Source organism: Pseudomonas sp. 5.2, assembly GCF_059025405.1.
Map to the genome: position 1 here is coordinate 87,346 of NZ_JBYBHH010000021.1, position 17,544 is coordinate 104,889.

Below are 17,544 nucleotides of genomic sequence, written 5' to 3' on the forward strand. Positions count from 1 at the left end.
CCTTTCGAGCTGAAAACCATGTCCCAACCGTCATCGCAACACCAGTTTGTCGAGAATCACACGGTCGATTACGTTCCACCTGCCGAGCGCCATGGGAAGGCGCGCGACCTGTTCACCCTCTGGTTCAGCACTAACATTGCGCCCCTGCCCATCGTCACCGGTGCGATGGTGGTGCAGGTGTTCCACCTGAACCTGGTGTGGGGGCTTGTCGCTATCGTGCTGGGCCACCTGCTCGGGGGCGTGGTCATCGCCCTGGCCTCTGCGCAGGGACCGCAGCTGGGCATTCCGCAGATGGTCCAGAGCCGCGGCCAGTTCGGCCGTTATGGCGCCCTGCTGATCGTGTTCTTCACGGCGCTGATCTATGTGGGCTTCTTCATTTCCAACATCGTGCTGGCGGGCAAGACCATCCACGGTATCGCCCCGAGCGTGCCAATGCCTGGTGCCATCGTCATCGGCGCCCTCAGCGCGACGGCCATTGGCGTGATCGGCTATCGCTTCATCCATATCCTCAACCGTATCGGTACCTGGGTGATGGGGTCGGCGCTGCTGGCCGGTTTCATCATGATGTTCATCCAGGAGCTGCCGGCCGACTTCTTCAGCCGCGGTGCGTTCAACTTGTCGGGCTTCATCGCCACGGTGTCGCTGGGCACCATCTGGCAGATCAGCTTCTCGCCGTACACCTCCGACTACTCACGCTACCTGCCTAAAGAAGTCGGCATTGCCAAGCCGTTCTGGGCCACCTATTTCGGTGCCACGCTGGGCACCATCCTGTGCTTCAGCTTTGGTGCGGTGGCGGTGTTGTGCGTACCGGAAGGCACGGACGCGATGGACGCCGTCAAGCAAGCCACCGGCTGGCTCGGCCCGATCCTGATGGTGTTGTTCCTGCTCAACATCATCAGCCACAACGCGCTCAACCTGTATGGCGCGGTGTTGTCGATCGTCACGGCCATCCAGACCTTCTTTGCCAAGTGGACGCCGAGTATCAAGGTGCGGGTGATCCTGGCCTCGGTGATTCTGGTGGGCTGCGGCCTGGTGGCGCTGAATGCGTCGGCGGACTTCATTGGCCAGTTCATCGGCTTGATCCTGGCGCTGTTGCTGGTGTTGGTGCCGTGGGCGTCGATCAACCTGATCGACTTCTACCTGATCAAGAAGGGCCAGTACGACATCGCGTCGATCTTCAGTGCCGACGGCGGCATTTATGGACGCTTCAACCACCACGCGATCATTGCCTATGCGTGCGGGATCGTGGTGCAGCTGCCGTTTGCCAATACGGCGCTGTATGTGGGGCCGTATTCGAACATCGTCGAAGGGGCTGATTTGTCCTGGCTGATCGGGTTGCTGGTGACGGTGCCGCTGTATTACTGCCTGGCGACGCGCGGGCAGAGTGTTAACAGTGCGCGGGCTGTCAGCGTGAACGACTGATGATCAAAACTGGGGCCGCTGTGCGGCCCATCGCGGGCAAGCCCGCTCCCACAGAGCTGTGAGCTGACCTCAAGGCTGGCGTCCTACCTGTAGGAGCGGGCTTGCCCGCGATGGGCTGCAAAGCAGCCCTAGCTATCTTGAGTCAAACCTTGAACTGGGCAACCATCCCATTCAGGTCCACCGCCAACCGCGACAGGTCCTGCGCCGCCGCACTGGTCTGATTCGCACCCGCCGACGTCTGCATCGCCAGGTCGCGTATATTCACCAGGTTACGGTCTACCTCCCGCGCCACCTGCGCCTGTTCCTCCGACGCACTGGCGATCACTAGGTTGCGTTGGTTGATCGAGGCAATCGCTTCGGCAATCACCTCAAGTGCCTGGCCTGCAGACTGGGCCACTTCCAGTGTGCCCGTGGCACGCCCTTGGCTGCTGTGCATGGCGCTTACCGCGCGCTCGGTGCCGGTCTGGATACCCACGATCATCTGCTCGATTTCTGCCGTGGACTGCTGAGTGCGGTGGGCCAGTGCGCGCACCTCGTCGGCGACTACCGCAAAGCCACGGCCTGCCTCACCGGCCCGTGCTGCCTCGATGGCGGCATTGAGCGCCAACAGGTTGGTCTGCCCGGCGATCGCGCCGATCACATCGAGCACGCGGCTGATTTCGTTGGCGTTGTTGGCCAGCAGTTCGATCTCGGCCGAGGTACCGGTGACGTCGTCGACCAGGTGCTGGATCGACGCCAAGGCCTGGTTGACCTGGTCGCGACCGTCGCGGGTGGTGCGGTCGGCACCTTTGGACGCGTCTGCGGTACTCACCGCGTTGTTCGCCACTTCTTCCACGGCGGCGGTCATCTGGTTGACAGCGGTAGCGGCCTGGTCGATCTCCGCACTTTGCTGGTGCAGGCCGCGGCTGGTGTCCTCGGTGACGGTGTGCAGCTCTTCCGAAGCCGAGGCCAGTTGGTCGGACGATGCGGCAATCTTGCGCAGGGTGTCGCGCAGGCTGTCTTGCATGCGGCTCAAGGCGCGCAGCAGTTGCGCCGGTTCGTCGCGGCCGATCACGCGAATTTCGCGGGTCAGGTCGCCGGTGGCCACGCGTTCGGCCACGGCCACCGCGTCGGCCAGGGGCACGACGATGCTGCGGGTCAGCACCGTGGCGATGGCTGCCAGCGCGAGCATGATCACCAGCAGTGAGCCGATGATGGCGGTCAACGCTTGGTCCGCGACATCGCTGCTACGCTGCGAAGCCACTTCAGCGCCTTTGCTGTTGTAGGCGATCAGTGCCGCCATGGCTTTCATCATGCTGTCGGCATGCAGGGTGAGCGGGCCGTTGATTTTCTGCCTGGCCTGGTCAATGTGCCCGGCGGCGATGTCGTCGAGCACCTGCGCCTGCAGGTCGACGTACTGTTGGTGGGCAGTGCTGAAGGCATTGAACAAGGCGCGGTCGTCGGCGGCGATGATGGTGCTGTCGTAGTCCTGGAGGCCGTCCTTGAGCTGCACGTTGATGCCTTTGAGCATCTCGAGGTTGCGTGCGCGCTCGCTGTCATTGTCATCCAGCGCCGCGCGCAGCGTCACGGCGCGGGCCCGGCCGAGGTTGCTGCTGATTTCACTGAGTGCGACCACGGCGGGCAACCAGGTGACACGGATCTCGTCCGTGGCCGTGTCCATTTGCCGGGTCTCGTAGAGGGCGATCAGGCCCATGCCCAGCACCAGTGCGCCCAACAGGGCGAATACGCTGGCTGCGCGAATGCCGATCTTCATATTCCGTAACTGCATGGAATGCTCCTTGACGGTGGCGTGCAGGCGTCAAGAGCATGGACGGAAGGCCGGGTCACCGGGGGTGGTGCCAGCTCTCGATGCGCTGCGGATTTAGTGTGTGTGCCTCACCCTCGGAAATGTTTTATTTAAATGATGGCATATCGACATCATTATTGACCAGTCATTCAATGTAACGACATGTGCGGACAAATCCGTCGTTTTTTGACGGATTTGTTCGCTTTCAGGTGTTAGACGATCGGGATCAGCGGGTCGGCAGCGGCCAGCGCCAGTGCCCGGTCTGCGGCGGGTGGGTAGATCCACACCGAGTTGATCTGGCGCTTGAGTGCCTTGCCTTCCTGGCCGTGCAACTTCAGCTCTCGCGCCCAGCCCTCGCTGTAGGCCGCACCCCAGTCGCCGAGGTCCAGGCAGGTGACGTATTTGGGCTGGCGATAGATGATCGGGTCGATGCCCAGCAGGTCGGCAGCGGCATTGTTGCCGCAGTGACGGCCCATGGGGATGGCGTGCTGGCAGGTCATCAGGGCGTGGTTGCCCAGCTCATCGACCGCGGCCCAGGCGGTGTCGCCGGTGGCATAGATGTGCGCCTGGCCAACCACTTTCAGGTGGTCGTCGACCCGCAGGCGGCCTGTGGCGTCACGCTCGCCGGCGACCTGTGCAGTCAAGGGGCTGGCCTTGACGCCTGCGGTCCAGATCACCGTGCTGCTGGCGATGTACTCGCCGTTGTCCAGGGTGACGCCGCCGGCATCGACAGCCACCACCGAGGTACCGGTCAGCCATTCGACACCCGCCTGTGCAGAGGCGGCCTCGATCGATGGGGTGATGCCCGCGCCCAACGCCGCGCCGACACTGGCGCCACGGTCGACCACCAGCACACGCACCGCACTGCCGTCACCGAGCAGGGCGCGCAAGCGTGCAGGCATTTCGGTTGCCGTTTCGATGCCGGTGAATCCGCCACCACAAACCACGACCGTGTTACGCGCCGGGGAGTCGGGCAGAGCGGCCAGCCCCAGTAGGTGCTGTTCCAGGCGCACGGCCGACTCCATCTGGTCGACATCGAAGCTGTGTTCGGCAAGGCCTGGTACAGCCGGGCGCGCCACCTGGCTGCCGGCGGCGAGGATCAGGCGGTCGTAGTGGATTTGCTGGGGCTGCCCCTGGGCATCGGTGTAGCTCACGCTGCGCCAGTCGGCGTCGATGCTGTCGGCGTTGCCAGGGATGAAGTGCACGCCCACGGCCTCGAACAGCTCGCCCAACGGCGCCTTCATGCCATGCACATCCGCTTCGTAGAAGCGTGGGCGAATGCGCAGCTCGGGTTGAGGGGCGAGCACGCTGATACGTAGGTCTTCACGTTGTGCCTGGTCCAGCAGGCGAGCAGCGCTCAGGGCGCTCCAGACACCGGCAAAGCCGGCACCGATGATCAGGATGTTGGATTTCATGCAGGTGCTCCGCAACGGTCATGTAGGGAAAAAGGGCTTCGATGGCACAGCAAGTGCCCCTCGAATAACTACGACTGTATTGGTCGTAGTTTTCGTCTGCAAGTTTTTTTTCGTCCCCGGTAGGGGCGCAACCCGCCGGTCAACACCTGGGAAGGCCGTGTTTTGATGGGTTTTTGGCGGTGAAACGAAGATTTTGCTGGCGACGAGCGGTCGTTCGGGTGCAGGGGGGAGGGCCGCCATCCTTGATATCCCCACCCCCATCCGTTATAGATAAAAAAGAAACCATAAAGAAAAGAGGCCATTTCAGCCCCCATGTACGAGATCACACGTATCTTGCGCCCCTCAGGCCCCCATTACGCACCCTGCGCTAATGGATACGGGCCCACCCCCATGACACGCTCCCCGCTTTCGAGCCTGTACCACGTGTTGTCGATCCCGCCCGTCAACATCCTGCTTAGCCAGATGCGCAAACGCCCCATCCCTCCACCTGCACCGTAACGCCTGAATTTCACCACCCCGGCCATTTGCCGTTTGGGGTTGGGGAGCCTTTGCATTTTTTCAGCGTTCAACTGTTCAGGAATCACTATGACTCTTCGTGTCGCTATCATCGGCGCCGGCCCGTCCGGCCTTGCACAATTGCGTGCGTTCCAATCCGCCCATGCCCAGGGCGCCCCCATGCCTGAAATCGTGTGCTTCGAGAAGCAAGCCGACTGGGGCGGTATGTGGAACTACACCTGGCGTACCGGCCTCGACCAGCATGGCGAACCCGTGCACGGCAGCATGTACCGTTACCTGTGGTCAAACGGCCCCAAGGAATGCCTGGAGTTTGCCGACTACAGCTTCGATGAGCACTTTGGCCGGCCGATCTCCTCGTACCCGCCGCGCGAAGTGCTGTGGGACTATATTCAGGGCCGCGTGAAGAAGGCCGGGGTGCGCGATTACATCCGCTTCAATACCGTGGTCAAGCACGTCAGCTTCAATGAAACCACCCGCGAGTTCACCGTTAGCGCCCACGACTACAGCGCAGGGCTTGGTATCGAGCAGGTGTTCGATTACGTGGTAGTGGCCAGTGGGCACTTCTCCACCCCACACGTGCCGGAGTTCGAAGGTTTCGAGCGTTTCACCGGGCGCATCCTGCACGCCCACGATTTTCGCGAAGCGATGGAGTTCAACGGCCAGGACCTGCTCATTGTCGGCAGCAGCTATTCGGCCGAGGACATCGGCTCGCAGTGCTACAAGTACGGTGCACGCTCGATCACCACGGCCTACCGCACGCAACCGATGGGCTACAAGTGGCCCAAGGGCTGGGAAGAACGCCCGCAACTGGTCCGGGTCGAGAACGACCTGGCGTACTTCGCCGACGGGTCGAACAAGCGCGTCGATGCGATCATCCTGTGCACCGGTTACCAGCATCACTTCCCGTTCCTGCCGGACGAACTCACCCTCAAGACCAACAATCGCCTGTGGCCTGCGGGGCTGTACCAAGGCGTGGTATGGGAGCAAAACCCGCAGCTGATTTACCTGGGCATGCAGGACCTCTGGTACAGCTTCAACCTGTTCGACGCACAGGCATGGTTTGCACGCGACTACATGCTGGGGCGCATCACGTTGCCGGCCAAGGCCGCCATGCATGCCGACAGCGAGCGCTGGCGCGAGGATGAGCTGGGCCTGGAAACCACGGCCTCGATGTACGAATTCCAAGGCCGATACATCAGGCACCTGATCGAGCAGACGGATTACCCAAGCTTCGATATCGAGGCGGTGAACCGCATCTTCCTGCAATGGAAGACCGACAAGAAGCACGACATCATGGGCTACCGGGACAAGTCGTACCGCTCGGTGATCACCGGCACCAAAGCGGTGCCCCACCATACCCGCTGGATGCAGGCGATGGACGACTCGCTGCAGGAGTACTTGCGCGAAACGGACGGCAAACAAGGTGAGGTGAAGGTGCTGCGCGGGTAGGCGCCACCGGTTTTCTATCGCTTCAAACAAGGGAATGCTTTCGGCGCTGGCGCTATCGGCGTATTATTGCGACAAAGTTGGTCGGAGATTGATATGTCGCTGTACAGTGCTGGCGTCGAATATGGCATCCATTGCCTGCTGTACTTGGTGGATGAGCGCGGTGACACGCGCGAGTCCAGCGTGCGCGACCTCGCGGCGCTGCAAGGCGTGCCGCAGGAATACCTGGCCAAGGTGTTCACCAAGCTGGCTCGCGCCGGCTTGGTGGTTGCCACTGAAGGGGTGCGCGGCGGTTTCCGCCTGGCGCGGCCGTCGGATGAGATCACCGTGCTGGATATCGTCACGGCTATCGACGGGCCGAAGAAGATCTTCGATTGCCGTGAGATTCGCGAGCGTTGCACGCTGTTTGATGGCTCACCACCGGGTTGGGCGACCGAAGGCACCTGTGCAATTCATGCGGTGATGCTGGGCGCGCAGAAGCGCATGGAAGAGGCGCTGGCGCAGCAGACCATCCTAGACCTGGCGCGGCGCGTGGGGCGCAAGGCGCCTGCCGCGTTCGGGCAGCAGGTCAATGAATGGATGGGGGAGCGGCGGGATGGCAAGGGTGGCGGTGATATCCCGGTGAGTCAGGTCTAAGTCAACCTGCCCAGGCCTCTTCGCGGGCAAGCCCGCTCCCACAGGAATTGCACAGAGCCTGAGGACAGCCCAGGAACTGCACAGAATCTGAGGACAGCCCAGGAACTGCACAAAACCTGAGGGCAGTGCCGTCCCTGTGGGAGCGGGCTTGCCCGCGAAGAGGCCCGACCAGGCAAACACAAATCAACGCCCCTCATGCTGCCTGCGATACGCCCCCGGCTGCACCCCAACGGCCTTGGCAAACGCCCGGGTAAACGCCGCCACCGACTGATACCCCACCTGCGCACCCACCTGCTCCACGGTGTTGCCTGCTTGCAACAGCTGGGACGCATGGCGCATGCGCAACGCCAGCAGCACCTGCCCCGGTGACTGCCCGGCCAGTTCGTTGAAACGCTTGAAAAACGCTGACCGCGACAGCCCCGTGCACGCGGCCATGCTCTCCAGCGTCCAGGCTTGCCCAGGCTGTTCGATCAGTTGCACCAGCAACGCGGCAAACGCCGGCTGCCGGGCCAGCGCCACCAGCCCGCCGAGGGGCTGCCCGGCATGCACTTGCTGGCGCAGTACGTACAGGAACAACAAATGCGTCAGCCGCTCCAGCAAGGTCTGCGACGGCGGTAGGCGTTCGCATTCTTCCAGGATCAGCCCGAACAGTGCCCGCGCCGCATGCCCGGCGGGCTCGTTGGCGCGCAGCAGAATCCAATCGGCCAGGCCTTCCACGATCAATGACGACAGCCCCGGGCGAAAGTGAAAGAACCCGCACACCAGCCCCACGCCATCGCCGGCAGTGGCATCCAGAGCCTGCATCGCCTGGCGCGGCTGGGCGCAGGCGCTGACGGGGTTCTGGTCACTGGACAGCCGATACGCCAGGTCACGCAGCAAAAAAACCGCATCCCCAGCTTCCAGCCGCACTGCCTCGGCCTGGCCATCGAGGTGCAGCCAGCAATGGCCCTGCACGACCAGGTGGAAACTGGCGCGGCCCATGCCCTGCGTGCTGGCATGCCAGCCGCCGCAATAGCGGCCGACATGAAACAGGCTGGCGTCGAGCTCCAGGCCTTCTAATAACCAATCGACAAGGTGGCTGGACGAAATCATCTAATGCAAAGACTCAGGAGCAAGGAAAGGCGACTGATGAATATGGAGGCTAGTTCTTATAACCAACAGACTGTAAGGACACCCACCACAGGAGACCCCTCCATGTCCTCGCGCATTACTTTACACACTCTGCAGAGCGCCCCGGAAGCGGCCCGTCCATTCCTTGAAAATGCCCAGAAAAATTCCGGCTTCATCCCCAACCTGCTCGGCGTGCTGGCCAACGCCCCGGCAGCGCTGGAAACCTACGTGACCGTGTCGGCGCTCAACGGCAAGTCCGAGCTGACCCTGGCCGAGCGTGAGGTGGTGCAGTTGATTGCTGCCACCCAGCATGGCTGCGACTTTTGTGTCGCCGGCCACACTGCAGTCGCGCTGAACAAGGCCAAGCTGCCGCAGGCAGTGGTCGATGCGCTGCGTGCGCGGGGTGAACTGCCCGATGCCCGTTACGAGACCCTGGCCGCGTTCGCTCGCGAAGTCATCGCCACCCGTGGCAACGTCAGCGAGGCCACCTACCAGGTATTTCGTGAGGCCGGCTTCAGCGAAGGCAACGCCTTGGAAGTGATTCTGGGCGTGAGCCTCGCAACCCTGTGCAACTTTGCTAATGTTTTCGCCCAGACGCCGCTCAACGACGAGCTGAGCAAGTACCGCTGGCAGCCTTCTGCGTAATCCGCGTGTGGTGCCGGCCCCGCCGGCGTTTTCAAAGGAGTACAGACATGCAAGATTGTGCATTTCGGCAATGGCTGGATGCCAACGCCGAGGCCATTGACCAGGGCACGTGCGAGCCGCACCTGGTGCTGGCGCAGATCGCTGAAGCGCAGATGTTGCGCATCGGCGTCGATCCGGCCCAGGGCGGCACGGGCGGGCAGGTGACCGATGCGGTCGAAGCCATCGCCGCCATTGCCAGCCGTTCGTTGGCGGCGGCGTTCGTCTGCTGGGGCCAGCGCGCCTTCATTGAATACCTGCTGCAAAGCCCTAATCAGTCACTGCGCGAACGCCTGCTGCCGAGGTTGCTGACAGGCGAGCTGGCAGGCGCCACCGGGTTGTCCAACGCCATGAAGTTTCTCTCGGGCATCGAGAGCCTGCAGGTGCGTGGGCGCCCCAGCAGCGAGGGGTGGAACCTGGAGGGCCGCTTGCATTGGGTGACCAATCTGCGCAAGAGCGGTTTTGTGGTGGCCGCGGCCATCGAGTGCGATGCCGAGCGCGCGCCCTTCGTGTTGGCCATTCCGTCAGAGGTGCAAGGGCTGGAGCGCTCGGACGACTTGCAACTGATGGGGCTGCAATCGAGCAATACTGCCGCGCTGGCGTTCCATCAGGTCGAACTGGGCCGCGAGTGGCTGCTGCATGAAAACGCCCGTGAGTTCCTGCCCAAGGTACGCCCGGCCTTCCTCGCGCTGCAATGCGGCATGGCCATCGGCCTGGCGCGGCGCGCGTTGGATGAAGTGGCGGCGCACTTGCAAGGCCGTGGTTCGTTCCTCGAAGAGGCCCGCCAGGTGCTCAAGGAACGCCTGGAAAACACCGTGAGTGAACTCAAGCAGGGCCTGCTCGACGGGCGCTTCCTGCAGCAGCCAGCGGCGTTGTTCAAACTGCGCATCATCCTTGCCGAAAGTGCTGCCGACGCGGTGCAGCTCGAGCTGCAGGCCAGTGGTGGCAAAGCGTACCTCAGCGAGTACGGCCAAGGTTTCGCGCGCCGTTGGCGCGAATCGGCGTTCGTGCCCATCGTCACGCCAAGCCTGGTGCAGCTGCGCGCCGAACTGCAACGCCAGGCGGGCACGGCATGAGCGAAGTCGTGCTGCAAGCCCGAGCTATCAGCCTCGGCTACCCCCGCGAGGGTAGCTGGCACGAGGTGCTGGCGCGGTTCGATCTGCAGTTGGCACCGGGCGAAGTGGTGTCCATCCTGGGCCCCAGCGGGGTTGGCAAGTCCAGCCTGTTGCGGGTGCTGGCGGGCTTGCAGGCACCGCGTGGCGGCAGCGTGATGTTGCACGGCGAGCCGTTGCAAGGGCCGCACCCGCGCCTGGCGGTGGCCTTCCAGGACCCCAGCCTGTTGCCTTGGCTGAGCCTGGAAAAGAACGTCGCCTTCGGCCTGGATTTCGCTCGCCAACCCAAGTTGGCCGCCACCGAACGGCGTGCGCGTATCGACCATGCCATTGCCGCCGTGGGCTTGGACCATGCCCGTAACCAGTACCCGGCGCAGCTGTCCGGTGGCATGGCCCAACGCACGGCGTTGGCGCGCTGCCTGGCGCGTCAGCCTGAAGTGCTGTTGCTCGACGAGCCGTTTGGTGCGCTCGACGAAGTGACCCGCGCCGACATGCAGCAACTGCTGCTGCAACTGATCGCCACCCACAATACCGCTGCGGTGCTGATCACCCACGATATCGACGAAGCCCTGCTGCTGTCCGATCGGGTCCTGCTACTGGGCAACCACCCAGCGCAGGTGCTCGGCCAGTGGCGCATCGACCTGCCGCAACCGCGTACGCAGCGGGTCGAGGAACTGGGCGCGCTGCGTATCGAGATTGTCAAAACCCTTCGGCGGGCAAGCCGCACAGACCCACCTTCCTCAACCCCCTTGCCCTCGGAGGCTGTCCATGTGCATGGATGACTGCTGTTCCGCTTCTTCGCGTCGCGACTTCCTCAAGCTTGGCGCCATGCTTACTGCCGCCGGTGCGTTGCCGCTGCTGTCGAGCCTGCAGGCCCGTGCGGCTGCCGAGCCGGACGCGCCGGTGCGCATCGGCTACCTGCCGATCACCGACGCCACCCCCTTGCTGGTAGCGCACAACAATGGCCTGTTCGAGGCCGAAGGCATCAAAGCCGAGCGCCCAGTGCTGCTGCGCAGTTGGGCGCAGGTGATCGAGGCGTTCATTTCGGGCCAGGTCAACGTCATCCATTTGCTATCGCCGATGACCGTCTGGGCACGTTACGCCAGCAAGGTACCGGCCAAGGTCGTGGCCTGGAACCATGTGGGTGGCTCGGGGCTGACCGTGGCGCCCGACATTACCGACATGAAGCAGTTGGGCGGCAAGACCGTGGCCATCCCATTCTGGTATTCGATCCATAACGTGGTGCTGCAGCAGATGCTCAACGACAGCGGCCTGACCCCGGTGTCGAAACCCGCCAATGCGCAGTTGGCGGCCAACGAGGTCAACCTGCTGGTGCTGCCACCGTCCGACATGCCGCCGGCGCTGGCCAGCAAGCGTATCGCTGGCTACATCGTCGCCGAACCGTTCAACGCCCTGGCCGAGAACCTCAAGGTGGGCCGCGTACAGCGCTTTACCGGCGATGTGTGGCGCAACCACGCCTGCTGCGTGGTGTTCATGCACGAGCACGACCTCAACAACCGCCCGGAGTGGTCGCAGAAGGTGGTCAACGCCATCGTAAAGGCCCAGCAGTGGACGCGCGAGCACCGCGCCGAAGCCGCCGCGCTGCTGTCCAAGGCCGGCCCCAACAAGTACACCCCGCACGAAGTGGCGGTGTTGAGCAAAGTCCTGGCGCCAGCCGCCGAAGACCGCGCAGGCTATATCGCCAGTGGCGCGATCCAGCATCAGCAGTGGGACGAAAAACGTATCGACTTCCAGCCATACCCGTTCCCCAGCTACACCGAAGCACTGATCAAGCGCCTGCAGCACACCCTGATCGAAGGCGACAGTGGTTTTCTGGCTGGCCTGGACCCAGCGCACACTGCCCGCGACCTGGTCGACGACCGTTTCGTGCGCAACGCCATCGCCGCCGTTGGCGGGCCGTCGGTGTTCGGCATTGCCGACAACTTCGAGCGTAGCGAGGAGTTCGCGGTCTGATGCGCAAGCATGTCATTCATACCGGCCTGGGCTTGGCCGGGCTGCTGGGGTTGCTGTTGGCGTGGTGGGCCGGCGTGGCGTGGTTTGGCGAGGCCGATGGCCTGTCGGCGCGTTTCTCGCCGGCGGCGACCCTGGCCAGCCTGGCCGAGCTGCTGGGGCAGGGCGAGGTCTACGGCCACGTGTGGGTCAGCCTCAAACGTATCCTGATCGGGCTGTTGCTGGCCTTGTTGATCGGTGTCCCCCTCGGCTTGCTGGTGGGCAGCTATCGGCACCTGGAGGCGGCGACCACGCCGGCCTTCCAGTTCTTGCGGATGATCTCGCCGCTGTCGTGGATGCCGGTGGTGGTGATGCTGATGGGGGTGGGTGACCAGCCGATCTATTTCCTGCTGGCATTTGCCGCGCTGTGGCCGATTTTGCTCAACACTGCGGCAGGTGTGCGTCAGCTCGACCCGCGTTGGTTGCAACTGAGCCGCAGTTTGAGTGCTACGCGCTGGGAGACCTTGTGCAAGGTCATCGTGCCAGGGGTGATCGGCCATGTGCTGACGGGCGTGCGCCTGGCCATCGGCATCCTTTGGATCGTGCTGGTGCCCTGCGAGATGCTGGGGGTAAGTGCGGGGTTGGGGTATTTCATCCTCGACACCCGTGACCGGCTGGCGTATTCGGAGCTGATGGCGATGGTGCTGCTGATCGGGGTGCTGGGGTTCATGCTCGATGCACTGGCGCGTGGGTTGCATCGGCGTTGGGTGCATGGCTGAAAAGAGCTGGGGCCGCCGTGCGGCCCCACAGCATCAGTGCACGGTCTTGCGCTGGCGAACACATTCCTGCGCTTGAATGGCCAACTGGTCCAAGCGCTCGTCGCGCAGCTGTTCGGCCTCGATCATCGCATCCTCGCCTTGCTGGTTGAGCAGGTAGGTGTGGATTTGATGCACCTCGGTGGTCTGGTAGATCGGCCCGATATCCAGCCGACCGATCAGCGCCTCGCTGGCGTGCCCGGTGCTGCTCATCAGCACCTGTGGCCCGTTGGCTGCCACCACCTGCATGCCCATCGCTTCGAACCACGGCACCTGGCCGGCAAAGGTGTTCAGCTCGACATAGGCATGTTGCGCCTGCAGATCACCTAACAGTGCGCGGGCGATGCCTTGGCGGCGATGGCTGGCGCGCACGGCAAGAAATGCCAGTGCGCAGGTTTGCGCATCATCATCGGCCGGCAACGCCAGGGCGAAACCGAGCAGTTGGTCCGGGGCATCGGCGTCCAGCGCCAGGGTCAGCGTCACCGACAGGCCGCGTTTACCGTCCATGGCCTGCAAGTACTGGTGCACTTCCATGCCGACGCCGTACTGGTACAGCGGATACAGCGGGTTGTCGGCAAGAATGGCGACGCTGCTCAATTCGCCGACGTGATGGATCACCAGCTCACGGATCTGGTTCTGGAAAGACTCGGGCGGCACGCTGTCAAGGCGGCTCAGGATGAACATCGGGGGGAAGGCTCCGGCGGCTAGGAATACAACCCGCGCCATGCTGACGCGGGACGTACAGTTTAACCGGTTTTGCCTAATCAGCCTTGCGCCTGTAGCGCGGCGAGCATCAGGTCGAGGTTTTGTACCGCCGCCCCGGACGCGCCTTTGCCCAGGTTATCGAATACAGCGGTCAGCAGCACCTGGCCATGCGCCGGGTTGGCGTACAGCGCCAGGCGCAGGTCGTTGCTGTCGTTCAATGCTTCGGGGTCGAGTGCTGCGGCGGGGCCTTGCTGGTGCAGGGGCATCAGCTGAACGTGGCGAGCCCCTTGGTAGTGCTGTTCCAAGCAGGCCTGCAGGTGTTCGGCGCTGACCTGGCCGGGCAGCAGGCGCAACTGCAGCGGGATACTGAGCACGATGCCCTGGCGATAGGCGCCGTAACCAGGCATGAACACCGGCCGTGCCGACAGCCCGGCGTGTTGCTGGATTTCCGGTACATGCTTGTGTGCCAGTTCCAGGCCATACAGCTGCAGGGTTGGGGTGTTCTCGGCACTCGGCTGCTCATGGCGTTCGACCGCGGCGCGGCCGCCGCCGGAGTACCCCGAGATGGCGTGAATGCTCAGCGGGTAATCTGCTGGCAGCAACCCGGCGGTGATCAGTGGGCGCAGCAGGGCAATCGCGCCGGTGGGGTAGCAGCCGGGGTTGCTGACGCGTGTGCTGTGGGCGATGCGCTCGGCTTGCTGCGCGTCCAGTTCCGGCAGGCCATAGACCCAGCCGGGGCTGGTGCGGTGGGCGGAGCTGGCGTCGATGACCCGAACGTGCGGGTTGTGGATTGCCGCGACGGCCTCGCGGGCGGCGTCATCGGGCAGGCAGAGCACGGCGATGTCGGCGCTGTTGATGGCCTCGGCGCGGCGCTGCGGGTCTTTACGCTCGGCCTCGGGCAGGGTCAGCAGGCGCACATCATTGCGCCCGTGCAGGCGGGCGTGAATCTGCAGGCCAGTGGTGCCTTGGTCACCGTCGATAAAGACAACAGGGGTATGCATGGTCGAGGTCCGGTCAGGGGAGGGTGGCCTATGCTCGCCTGCGGCTGGACTAAAGGAAATTTGAATATCATGATGCTGATATTCATTATTTCTGAAGCTATTCATGCGCGAAATCAGCCTCGACCGCCTCCGCACGCTGGTCGAAATCACCGACCTCGGCTCGTTTGCCGAGGCCGCTCGCCGGCTCAACCTGGCCCCTCCTACCATCAGCCTGCATGTGGCCGAGCTGGAGGCACGGGTCGGCGCGCCGTTGCTCACCCGCAACCGTGGGCAGGTACGGCCTACGGCCATCGGCGAGACGCTGCTGGCCCGAGCCCGTCGCTTGCTGGCCGATGCCGACCTGGCGCTGGACGAGGTGCGCCGTCAGGTCGAGGGGCTGACTGGCAGGGTCCGCCTGGGGGCTTCGACTGGCGCCATTGCCCACCTGTTGCCCAAAGCGCTCGAGTACCTGCGCGAAGTGCACCCGGGGATCGATGTGCAGGTGCAGGTGCTGACCTCGCAGGCGTCGCTGGCGCGGTTGCGCGAGGGGGCCTTGGACATTGGCCTGGTGGCCTTGCCGCAAGTGGCAGGCAAAGGGCTCAAGATCACCCCGTGGCGACGCGATCCGATCTTGGCCTATGTGCCGGCCGACTGGCAGCCGCCGGCCAAGGTTACCCCGGCATGGTTGGCGCAGCGGGCGTTGATTCTCAATGACAGCAGCACGCAGTTGTCGCGGGTGACGGGGGAATGGTTCGCTGCGGCGGGGTTGTTCCCCGAGCCGCGCATCGAGCTGAACTACAACGATGCGATCAAAAGCCTGGTGGGGGCCGGCTACGGCGCGACATTGCTGCCGCAGGAGGGCGAGGCGCCCGAGCTGGACCGGCGGATTGCCCGGCGACCGTTGCGTCCGGGGTTGTGGCGGCAACTGGGCATCGCCTGCCGTGAAGGGCAGGCTGAACGTGCTACGGCGCATGTGCTGGAGGCTTTGGAGCGGCTGTTGTAGGGGGCGGGTGCATGCCTTGAAGCGTTCTTTGTCTGGGGGATCGAGCGCCGCCCGCGCGGCGCTTCGCAGCACAAGGCTGCTCCATCTGTTTCGGGCCAATTATTCCTGGGGCGTGGGCGCGCGACCCTTTTGAGCACGCCCGCCTCAAGCCCTTGAAGCACCCCAAATCAGAACCAGCGGTCATTCTTCTTCCGCCCACGCGTCAGCGCCGGCAAGATCAACCCCATCAGCAGGCCCGCGCCTGCAATACTGCCGCCGTACACCATATAGCGCATCATCACCTGCTTGTTCTCATCCCCCAGGCGGGCCTGGGTATCGCGCAAGGTCGACTGGCTTTGGTCGAGCTGTTCGTTCAGCGCTTTGTTGCGCGCTTCCAGCTCGTCGATCAGGTGCTTGCGCGAGTCCAGTGTCTCTTGCATGCCCTGCACGCGGTTTTTCCAGCTGTCATCGATGCTCTTGAGCTGCCCGGACAGGTCGGCGACCTGGGCATCGAGCTGCGGCAGGCGTTCGCCCTGGCCTGGCACCGCCTGCAGGTCGCTGCTGAGGATCCACACCAGGTCGCCATTCTGCCCACGCACCTGGCTGTAGTTGCCTTGGGTGGTGACCAGCGTCAGTTTCTGGCCGGACTTGAGGGTGCCGACAATCCGGTGGCCATCGGTCGGGCCGCTGCGCACGTAGGTGCTCAGGCTGTCGCTGACCCAGCGCGCATCGCTGGCAGGCTCCTCGGCATGCACCGGGGCGGCGAGGGCCACCAGGGCTGCGATCAGGCCGCCGCGCAGGGCTGGGAGGGCGGAGAATGTGGGGCGGGATTCGGGCATGTTGGTCTTCGCTGAAACAGGACAAAAGTAGGCCCGCTGACTGGGCCGGTGAACCGGTCGGTGAGTTGACCGTCAGCGAAAGACCTTTTTTATGTAAGCAGGTTCACTACCTAACGTCGGAAATGTCTGCAGAATGTTGCAAAGACCGGCCGTCCTGAAGGCGAATACCGGGCCATGCAGCGGCGCCGACGGCAAGGCCGTGAACTAGACTCAAAGGCCCACTCTCATTCATGGAGCCCTGCCATGACTGCCAAAAACACGATCTGCCTGTGGTACGACCATGACGCCGAAGAGGCGGCCAACTTCTACGCTCGCACCTTCCCCGACAGCCGGGTAGTGGCGGTGCACCAAGCCCCTAGCGACTACCCGTCGGGCAAGCAAGGCGATGTGATTACTGTCGAGTTCATCGTCATGGGTATCCCTTGCGTTGGGCTCAATGGGGGCAAGGCCTTTAGCCATAGCGAGGCGTTCTCGTTTCAGGTCAGCACCGAGGACCAGGCCGAGACCGACCGGTTGTGGGATGCCATCGTCAGCCATGGCGGCGAGGCCAGCGTCTGTGGCTGGTGCAAGGACAAGTGGGGGGTGTCGTGGCAAATCTGCCCACGCATCCTGATCGATGCCATTGCCAATCCCGACCGGGCTGCTGCCAAGCGGGCGTTCGAGGCCATGATGGAAATGGGCAAGATCGATGTTGCCAAGATCGAGGCAGCATCGAAGGGGTGACCCACTTACCCGGTAGGAGCAGCCTTGTGCTGCGAAGAGGCCGGTGATAACACTAAAGATTCACTGTGTTATCACCGGCCTCTTCGCAGCACAAGGCTGCTCCTACAGTCCCTATGCCGTGGCAAGCCCTGGGCCCCGGCATACCATAAATTGACGCTTCCGTTCTATTCCATGCCGATCGCCAGGGCTACAGTTCAGCCAGTCCTTCACAAAAGCCCGCTACCCCGAGGCTTTACCAGCGTGCCACGCACCGCTGGCTCAACCATAAGATCATCACCGTTCTGATTCGCTCACTGCTTTTTTGAGCACCCTGCCAATCGCACGTCTGCAGCTGTTTCCGCCCATGGAAAGGATGCCGATCATTTATTGGTCATAACAAAAAGAAAGAGGGTCGTATGAGCCATGCCGATGAGATTCTTTCGGTAG

The 17,544-nt window shown here is 63.4% G+C and carries 16 protein-coding genes and 1 pseudogene; 10 read left to right on the forward strand and 7 right to left on the reverse strand.

What is annotated here, in order from left to right; genetic code table 11:
• The first annotated feature begins 18 nt into the window (after positions 1–18).
• Complete coding sequence (locus tag AC5PZ0_RS25520) at positions 19–1,422, forward strand: purine-cytosine permease family protein (RefSeq protein ID WP_099453786.1); 1,404 nt, start codon at positions 19–21, stop codon at positions 1,420–1,422.
• A 142-nt stretch (positions 1,423–1,564) separates the two neighbouring features.
• On the opposite strand, the gene AC5PZ0_RS25525 is transcribed toward AC5PZ0_RS25520, so the two are convergent.
• From AC5PZ0_RS25525 to AC5PZ0_RS25535, 3 genes and pseudogenes are all read right to left on the reverse strand, one after another.
• A complete protein-coding gene (locus AC5PZ0_RS25525; protein ID WP_371098201.1) occupies positions 1,565–2,428 on the reverse strand; it encodes a methyl-accepting chemotaxis protein in 864 nt (287 codons plus the stop codon).
• Positions 2,420–3,190, reverse strand: a pseudogene (locus AC5PZ0_RS25530) (MCP four helix bundle domain-containing protein); the annotation flags it as partial. The pseudogene AC5PZ0_RS25530 and the gene AC5PZ0_RS25525, both read right to left, overlap by 9 nt.
• A gap of 230 nt (positions 3,191–3,420) precedes the next feature.
• Positions 3,421–4,623, reverse strand: coding sequence for an NAD(P)/FAD-dependent oxidoreductase (locus tag AC5PZ0_RS25535; protein ID WP_493855994.1), 1,203 nt, complete (start codon positions 4,621–4,623; stop codon positions 3,421–3,423).
• 585 nt (positions 4,624–5,208) lie between these two features.
• On the opposite strand from AC5PZ0_RS25535, the gene AC5PZ0_RS25540 reads away from it, so the two are divergent.
• A complete protein-coding gene (locus AC5PZ0_RS25540) occupies positions 5,209–6,588 on the forward strand; it encodes a trimethylamine monooxygenase (RefSeq protein WP_493855995.1) in 1,380 nt (459 codons plus the stop codon).
• A gap of 93 nt (positions 6,589–6,681) precedes the next feature.
• A complete protein-coding gene (locus AC5PZ0_RS25545; RefSeq protein WP_027595384.1) occupies positions 6,682–7,221 on the forward strand; it encodes an RrF2 family transcriptional regulator in 540 nt (179 codons plus the stop codon).
• 183 nt (positions 7,222–7,404) lie between these two features.
• Here the strand turns inward: AC5PZ0_RS25545 and AC5PZ0_RS25550 are convergent, their stop codons facing one another.
• Positions 7,405–8,313, reverse strand: a complete 909-nt coding sequence (locus tag AC5PZ0_RS25550) for an AraC family transcriptional regulator (RefSeq protein WP_238216739.1) — start codon at positions 8,311–8,313, stop codon at positions 7,405–7,407.
• Positions 8,314–8,415: 102 nt separating this feature from the next.
• Between AC5PZ0_RS25550 and AC5PZ0_RS25555 the strand changes: the two genes are divergently transcribed.
• The 5 genes from AC5PZ0_RS25555 to AC5PZ0_RS25575 are packed head-to-tail and all read left to right on the forward strand — an operon-like array spanning position 8,416 to position 12,853.
• Complete coding sequence (locus tag AC5PZ0_RS25555) at positions 8,416–8,976, forward strand: carboxymuconolactone decarboxylase family protein (RefSeq protein WP_493855996.1); 561 nt, start codon at positions 8,416–8,418, stop codon at positions 8,974–8,976.
• A 47-nt stretch (positions 8,977–9,023) separates the two neighbouring features.
• Positions 9,024–10,088, forward strand: coding sequence for an acyl-CoA dehydrogenase family protein (locus AC5PZ0_RS25560; protein WP_493855997.1), 1,065 nt, complete (start codon positions 9,024–9,026; stop codon positions 10,086–10,088).
• Positions 10,085–10,906, forward strand: a complete 822-nt coding sequence (locus AC5PZ0_RS25565) for an ABC transporter ATP-binding protein (RefSeq protein WP_027595388.1) — start codon at positions 10,085–10,087, stop codon at positions 10,904–10,906. The genes AC5PZ0_RS25560 and AC5PZ0_RS25565 overlap by 4 nt, the downstream gene beginning before the upstream one ends.
• Complete coding sequence (locus tag AC5PZ0_RS25570; protein WP_493855998.1) at positions 10,893–12,098, forward strand: ABC transporter substrate-binding protein; 1,206 nt, start codon at positions 10,893–10,895, stop codon at positions 12,096–12,098. Before AC5PZ0_RS25565 ends, AC5PZ0_RS25570 begins: the two co-directional genes overlap by 14 nt.
• On the forward strand, positions 12,098–12,853 hold the full coding sequence (locus AC5PZ0_RS25575; RefSeq protein WP_493855999.1) for an ABC transporter permease: 756 nt from the start codon (positions 12,098–12,100) through the stop codon (positions 12,851–12,853). Before AC5PZ0_RS25570 ends, AC5PZ0_RS25575 begins: the two co-directional genes overlap by 1 nt.
• Before the next feature lie 33 nt (positions 12,854–12,886).
• On the opposite strand, the gene AC5PZ0_RS25580 is transcribed toward AC5PZ0_RS25575, so the two are convergent.
• Together AC5PZ0_RS25580 and argC are read right to left on the reverse strand one after the other, a co-directional pair.
• Positions 12,887–13,573 (reverse strand): GNAT family N-acetyltransferase, encoded by a 687-nt coding sequence (locus AC5PZ0_RS25580; RefSeq protein ID WP_027595391.1) that lies wholly within the window; start codon positions 13,571–13,573, stop codon positions 12,887–12,889.
• 80 nt (positions 13,574–13,653) lie between these two features.
• Positions 13,654–14,595, reverse strand: a complete 942-nt coding sequence (gene argC / locus AC5PZ0_RS25585; protein WP_265969109.1) for an N-acetyl-gamma-glutamyl-phosphate reductase — start codon at positions 14,593–14,595, stop codon at positions 13,654–13,656.
• 103 nt (positions 14,596–14,698) lie between these two features.
• Between argC and AC5PZ0_RS25590 the strand changes: the two genes are divergently transcribed.
• Positions 14,699–15,577, forward strand: a complete 879-nt coding sequence (locus AC5PZ0_RS25590) for a LysR family transcriptional regulator (RefSeq protein ID WP_099429069.1) — start codon at positions 14,699–14,701, stop codon at positions 15,575–15,577.
• Positions 15,578–15,744: 167 nt separating this feature from the next.
• Here the strand turns inward: AC5PZ0_RS25590 and AC5PZ0_RS25595 are convergent, their stop codons facing one another.
• Positions 15,745–16,395, reverse strand: a complete 651-nt coding sequence (locus AC5PZ0_RS25595) for a TIGR04211 family SH3 domain-containing protein (RefSeq protein WP_085274352.1) — start codon at positions 16,393–16,395, stop codon at positions 15,745–15,747.
• A gap of 243 nt (positions 16,396–16,638) precedes the next feature.
• Between AC5PZ0_RS25595 and AC5PZ0_RS25600 the strand changes: the two genes are divergently transcribed.
• Positions 16,639–17,118, forward strand: coding sequence for a VOC family protein (locus tag AC5PZ0_RS25600; protein WP_493856000.1), 480 nt, complete (start codon positions 16,639–16,641; stop codon positions 17,116–17,118).
• Positions 17,119–17,544 lie beyond the last annotated feature (426 nt).

Coding starts and splice junctions, on each gene's coding strand:
- AC5PZ0_RS25520 (WP_099453786.1), top strand. CDS start 19: ATGTCCCAACCGTCATCGCAACACCAGTTTGTCGAGAATCACACGGTC.
- AC5PZ0_RS25525 (WP_371098201.1), bottom strand. CDS start 2,428: ATGCAAGACAGCCTGCGCGACACCCTGCGCAAGATTGCCGCATCGTCC.
- AC5PZ0_RS25535 (WP_493855994.1), bottom strand. CDS start 4,623: ATGAAATCCAACATCCTGATCATCGGTGCCGGCTTTGCCGGTGTCTGG.
- AC5PZ0_RS25540 (WP_493855995.1), top strand. CDS start 5,209: ATGACTCTTCGTGTCGCTATCATCGGCGCCGGCCCGTCCGGCCTTGCA.
- AC5PZ0_RS25545 (WP_027595384.1), top strand. CDS start 6,682: ATGTCGCTGTACAGTGCTGGCGTCGAATATGGCATCCATTGCCTGCTG.
- AC5PZ0_RS25550 (WP_238216739.1), bottom strand. CDS start 8,313: ATGATTTCGTCCAGCCACCTTGTCGATTGGTTATTAGAAGGCCTGGAG.
- AC5PZ0_RS25555 (WP_493855996.1), top strand. CDS start 8,416: ATGTCCTCGCGCATTACTTTACACACTCTGCAGAGCGCCCCGGAAGCG.
- AC5PZ0_RS25560 (WP_493855997.1), top strand. CDS start 9,024: ATGCAAGATTGTGCATTTCGGCAATGGCTGGATGCCAACGCCGAGGCC.
- AC5PZ0_RS25565 (WP_027595388.1), top strand. CDS start 10,085: ATGAGCGAAGTCGTGCTGCAAGCCCGAGCTATCAGCCTCGGCTACCCC.
- AC5PZ0_RS25570 (WP_493855998.1), top strand. CDS start 10,893: ATGTGCATGGATGACTGCTGTTCCGCTTCTTCGCGTCGCGACTTCCTC.
- AC5PZ0_RS25575 (WP_493855999.1), top strand. CDS start 12,098: ATGCGCAAGCATGTCATTCATACCGGCCTGGGCTTGGCCGGGCTGCTG.
- AC5PZ0_RS25580 (WP_027595391.1), bottom strand. CDS start 13,573: ATGTTCATCCTGAGCCGCCTTGACAGCGTGCCGCCCGAGTCTTTCCAG.
- argC (WP_265969109.1), bottom strand. CDS start 14,595: ATGCATACCCCTGTTGTCTTTATCGACGGTGACCAAGGCACCACTGGC.
- AC5PZ0_RS25590 (WP_099429069.1), top strand. CDS start 14,699: ATGCGCGAAATCAGCCTCGACCGCCTCCGCACGCTGGTCGAAATCACC.
- AC5PZ0_RS25595 (WP_085274352.1), bottom strand. CDS start 16,395: ATGCCCGAATCCCGCCCCACATTCTCCGCCCTCCCAGCCCTGCGCGGC.
- AC5PZ0_RS25600 (WP_493856000.1), top strand. CDS start 16,639: ATGACTGCCAAAAACACGATCTGCCTGTGGTACGACCATGACGCCGAA.